The sequence below is a fragment of the uncultured Shimia sp. genome (assembly GCF_913054185.1).
Taxonomy (GTDB): domain Bacteria; phylum Pseudomonadota; class Alphaproteobacteria; order Rhodobacterales; family Rhodobacteraceae; genus Shimia.
The window spans coordinates 1-4,152 of sequence record NZ_CAJXIV010000157.1 but is presented as its reverse complement, the minus strand read 5'-3'; the positions used below and the strand labels follow the sequence as shown (position 1 = coordinate 4,152).

The window sequence follows — 4,152 nt, the reverse complement described above, 5'->3', positions numbered from 1 at the left end:
CATGTCTTCCATGGTCAGATCCGGCAAGTCGCAATCTTTGCTTTCCGCCATCGCCACCAGCGAGCCAGTCACATGGTGCGCATCCCGGAACGGCATGTCCAACGCCCGCACCAGCCAATCGGCCAGGTCGGTAGCTGTGGAGAAACCACTGCCTGCCGCCGCTTCAAGGCTGTCTTGGTTGGCGGTCATGTCTTTGACCATGCCTTCCATCGCAGCCAGTGCCAGCATGAGGTTGTCAGCCGCATCAAACACCTGCTCTTTGTCTTCCTGCATGTCTTTGGAATAGGTCAGCGGCAGGCCTTTCATCACCATCAAAAGCGCGGTGTTTGCGCCAAAAATCCGGCCAATCTTGGCGCGGATCAACTCGGCGGCATCCGGGTTCTTCTTCTGTGGCATGATCGAGCTGCCGGTGGAGAAGCGATCCGACAACGTCACAAAACGGAACTGCGCCGAGGACCAGATCACCAGTTCTTCGGCAAAGCGGCTCAGGTGCATGGCGCAGATGCTGGAGGCCGACAGGAACTCCAGCGCAAAGTCACGGTCTGCTACCGCATCCAGCGAGTTCGCAGCCGGGCGATCAAAGCCCAGTGCTTTGGCGGTCATCTCGCGATCAATTGGGAAAGACGTCCCAGCCAGTGCCGCAGCGCCCAGAGGGGACTCATTCATCCGAACACGTGCATCTTTGAACCGGCTCAGATCGCGACCAAACATTTCGACATAAGCCATCATATGGTGGCCCCAGGTCACTGGCTGCGCGGTCTGCAAATGGGTGAAGCCCGGCATCACCCAATCCGCACCGGCCTCTGCCTGCGCCACGAATGATCGGATCAGCGCTTCAAGCCCTGCAATCGCCGCATCAATCTGATCGCGCACCCACAGTTTAAAGTCGGTGGCAACTTGATCGTTGCGGCTGCGGCCAGTGTGCAAACGCCCAGCCGGTTCGCCAATCAAAACCTTCAGACGCGCTTCGACATTCATGTGAATGTCTTCCAGCGCGGTCGAAAATTCAAAATTGCCGCTTTCAATCTCTGACAAGACCGTGAGAAGCCCTTCCCGAATGGCTTCCGCATCGCTATCAGTCAGGATGCCCGTCTTGGCAAGCATTGCCGCATGGGCCCGAGAGCCAGCAATGTCCTGTGCCGCCATACGTTGATCGTAGCCAATAGATGCGTTGATCGCTTCCATTATGGCGTCCGGTCCGGCGGCAAAACGGCCACCCCACATCTGGTTTGAGGTATCTTTGGTCATGAGAAGCCCTTTTGGAGGGAAGATGAAATTAAATGGGTCCGCGCTGGTGTATACAGGCTTGGCAGCAATCGCAATTGCCGCCCTCTCCTTTGTTGCCTTGAAACCGACGGCAACCGCCGAAACCCGCGATTTTTCTGCCGTTGTCGACATGCGCGACGGCGATATGCGCAAGCTGAACTTCCACTCCGCCCCCAAAAAGGTGTCGCAAAACAGCTTTATCACCGAGGACGGCGGCGAAGCCACATTGGCGGACTACAAAGGCAAGGTGGTTCTGCTAAATTTCTGGGCTACATGGTGTGCCCCTTGCCGCCACGAAATGCCGATGCTGTCTGAGCTGCAGTCCGAACTTAGCGGCGAAGACTTTGAAGTGGTGACCCTGGCCACCGGCCGCAACATGGTCCCGGCCATGCAGAAGTTCTTTGACGAGATTGGCGTCAATAACCTCCCCCTGCACCGCGACCCGAAACAGGTCGTTGCGCGTGAAATGGCTGTCTTTGGACTGCCCGCGACCATCATTATGGACCGCGACGGCCGAGAAATTGCGCGTTTACAAGGAGATGCGGACTGGTCCAGCGAAAACGCCCGTGCTATCCTAGCCGCCGTGATCGCCATGGGGAGTTCCTGACACCCCCAAAGCCCTGATGTTGGCACTTAATATGAGACGCACATGATACGCCACGCCTTGGCTTTTTTCCTTTTTTTGGGCGTCCCTGCGCAGCTGGCTGCACAAGACATCCCCCAACATGGCAACCGCACCAAAATTGAGATGGTGAAAAAATTTGAGCTGCGCGGCGATGCCCGCGCTGCCTTTCGCCAATTTAAGCGCAAATCGGACTACTTCGGCACGATTTATATTAATCGCCCCGAGCGCCACGCGGGGGTCCACTCCAATGCCAACTCCCCCTGGCTGTCTGACGCTTACGCCCAAGCCTTGTGCCACAAAAAATCTCGCAACCCTGACTACTGCGTACTTTATGCTCGTAGCCTGCCCAAGAACTACGACCCGACCCGTTTTGGTGTAACCCTGTCACACGCAGGCAACAAAGAGTTTCGCGAATACAGAAAGCTACAGAACAAAAAGCGCTCCGGCGCTTTCGCAATCGCTGACAACGGAGCGACAGGATACTCTTGGGCGGAAGCCTCACCGCAGATGGCCCAACAGGAAGCGCTTCGGCGCTGCGCCAAGGCCTCAAGTGAGGTGCTTCGCGAGGCTCCAGAAGACCTCCGCAGCCTGCTCTCCAGCCCGGTTCGACAAGCCTGCCGTGTGGTCCATCGCTCCAACTAAGTGTAATCAGCCCACACCAACCGTTCCTTAAACTCTGAGACGCAAACTGTGCTCACAGCCTCCCCAATCGTCTCAAGTTAGTTAAAAACAGGGCTAAAACACCCCTGTTCAGCCACTCGACAGGAAGGCAGTTTAAGACATGGTTCATGTCTGTGTCCTTAAATGGGCACGCTGCTAAATGGGATAATGGGAAGCCTGCTATGGATCGCCCAAAGAACAAAAACCGCAAAGCCGGAGGCGCGCGAGAGCATCGCAGCCCGCTGGCTTACGCCCTCGATACAAGGGATTCCTCCACGCTGGGCATGGTCCGCGAGGCCATTGCACATAAGCAAGTGATGCTTGCCTACCAGCCAGTCGTGCAATCCTCCAACACCAAACGGCCCGCCTTTTATGAAGGATTGGTACGTGTCTTGGATGAAACCGGCCGTATCATTCCCGCCAAAGATTTTATGGGCGCCGTAGAAGACAATGAACTGGGACGTCAGTTGGACGTGTTGGCCCTCGAACTTGGGCTTCAAGCGCTGGCAGAACAGCCAGGCCTGCGCCTGTCCATCAACATGTCCGCACGGTCTATTGGATATGCCCCTTGGATGGACTGCTTACAGCGTGGTATGGCCCGCGCCGCCACCATCCCTGAGCGGCTGATCTTTGAAATCTCCGAAAAATCTGTCGTGCAAGTGCCTGAAATCGTCAAAGGCTTCATGGACGAGTTGCAAATCAAAGGCATGTCCTTTGCGCTAGATGATTATGGTGCAGGTCTAACCACCCTGACTGTTTTCCGCGATTTCGATTTCGATATCATCAAGTTGCATGGCAGCTTTAGTCGCAATATTTCTCAGGATGGCAGCAATCAGGTTCTCGCTTCTGCTGTTGCCGCGATCTGCGAGCGATTTGACATGCATTCCGTTGCCAGCCGCATCGAGAGCCCGGCCGACGCACAGATGATGACAGACCTTGGCTTTGACTGTCTGCAAGGCTTTGCTTTTGGCGCGCCCACGATCTCGCCACCATGGAAGCAACGCAAAAGCGACGCCGCCTAAGCTCTCCTCTTCCGCCTTCAAACCTCAAAGCCCACACGTCATGGGCGCATTCCCGCCGTGCGACTTTAGCCCTGTGACAGCCTGACCGTTGCCGCAGTGCGGCAAATGCGTTATTGACGTGACGGAAACGGAGTTCCGCGGGTTGCCTGAGGGGGGCGGTCCCGCCCATGCTTCGTCCAGCATTTTGGTAGAGGATTTGCATATGACCAACGTAGTGATTGCTTCCGCGGCACGGACCGCTGTGGGTAGCTTCAGCGGCGCGTTCGCCACCACCCCCGCACATGATCTCGGCGCCACCGTGCTTCAGGCGCTGGTTGAGCGGGCCGGCATCGACAAGGCGGACGTCTCTGAAACCATTCTCGGTCAGGTGCTGACCGGTGGCCAAGGTCAGAACCCGGCGCGTCAAGCCCACGTCAACGCTGGCTTGCCAATCGAAAGCGCCGCTTGGGGCATCAATCAGGTTTGTGGCTCCGGTCTGCGGGCCGTGGCACTGGCAGCACAGCACATCCAACTGGGTGATTCATCTATCGTGGCCGCTGGTGGTCAGGAAAACATGTCTCTCTCCCCCCATGTCGCGCA

At 56.9% G+C, this 4,152-nt stretch carries 4 protein-coding genes and 1 pseudogene; 4 read left to right on the top strand and 1 reads right to left on the bottom strand.

Annotated elements, in window-relative coordinates; all coding sequences use genetic code 11:
* Nucleotides 1–1,248: argininosuccinate lyase (gene argH / locus QZ517_RS19700; protein ID WP_294230661.1), on the bottom strand; the 1,248-nt coding region annotated here is incomplete at its 3' end.
* A 22-nt stretch (nt 1,249–1,270) separates the two neighbouring features.
* On the opposite strand from argH, the gene QZ517_RS19695 reads away from it, so the two are divergent.
* The 4 genes and pseudogenes from QZ517_RS19695 to QZ517_RS19680 form a co-directional block, all read left to right on the top strand.
* Nucleotides 1,271–1,873 carry a TlpA disulfide reductase family protein gene (locus tag QZ517_RS19695; protein WP_294230658.1) on the top strand — a complete coding sequence of 201 codons (603 nt, stop codon included), beginning with the start codon at nt 1,271–1,273 and terminating at the stop codon, nt 1,871–1,873.
* A 42-nt stretch (nt 1,874–1,915) separates the two neighbouring features.
* Nucleotides 1,916–2,533 (top strand): hypothetical protein, encoded by a 618-nt coding sequence (locus tag QZ517_RS19690; RefSeq protein WP_294230655.1) that lies wholly within the window; start codon nt 1,916–1,918, stop codon nt 2,531–2,533.
* A 200-nt stretch (nt 2,534–2,733) separates the two neighbouring features.
* Nucleotides 2,734–3,573 (top strand): EAL domain-containing protein, encoded by an 840-nt coding sequence (locus QZ517_RS19685; RefSeq protein WP_294230652.1) that lies wholly within the window; start codon nt 2,734–2,736, stop codon nt 3,571–3,573.
* Between the two features lie 202 nt (nt 3,574–3,775).
* A pseudogene (locus QZ517_RS19680) lies at nt 3,776–4,152 on the top strand (acetyl-CoA C-acetyltransferase); the annotation flags it as partial.

Coding starts and splice junctions, on each gene's coding strand:
- QZ517_RS19685 (WP_294230652.1), top strand. CDS start 2,734: ATGGATCGCCCAAAGAACAAAAACCGCAAAGCCGGAGGCGCGCGAGAG.
- QZ517_RS19690 (WP_294230655.1), top strand. CDS start 1,916: ATGATACGCCACGCCTTGGCTTTTTTCCTTTTTTTGGGCGTCCCTGCG.
- QZ517_RS19695 (WP_294230658.1), top strand. CDS start 1,271: ATGAAATTAAATGGGTCCGCGCTGGTGTATACAGGCTTGGCAGCAATC.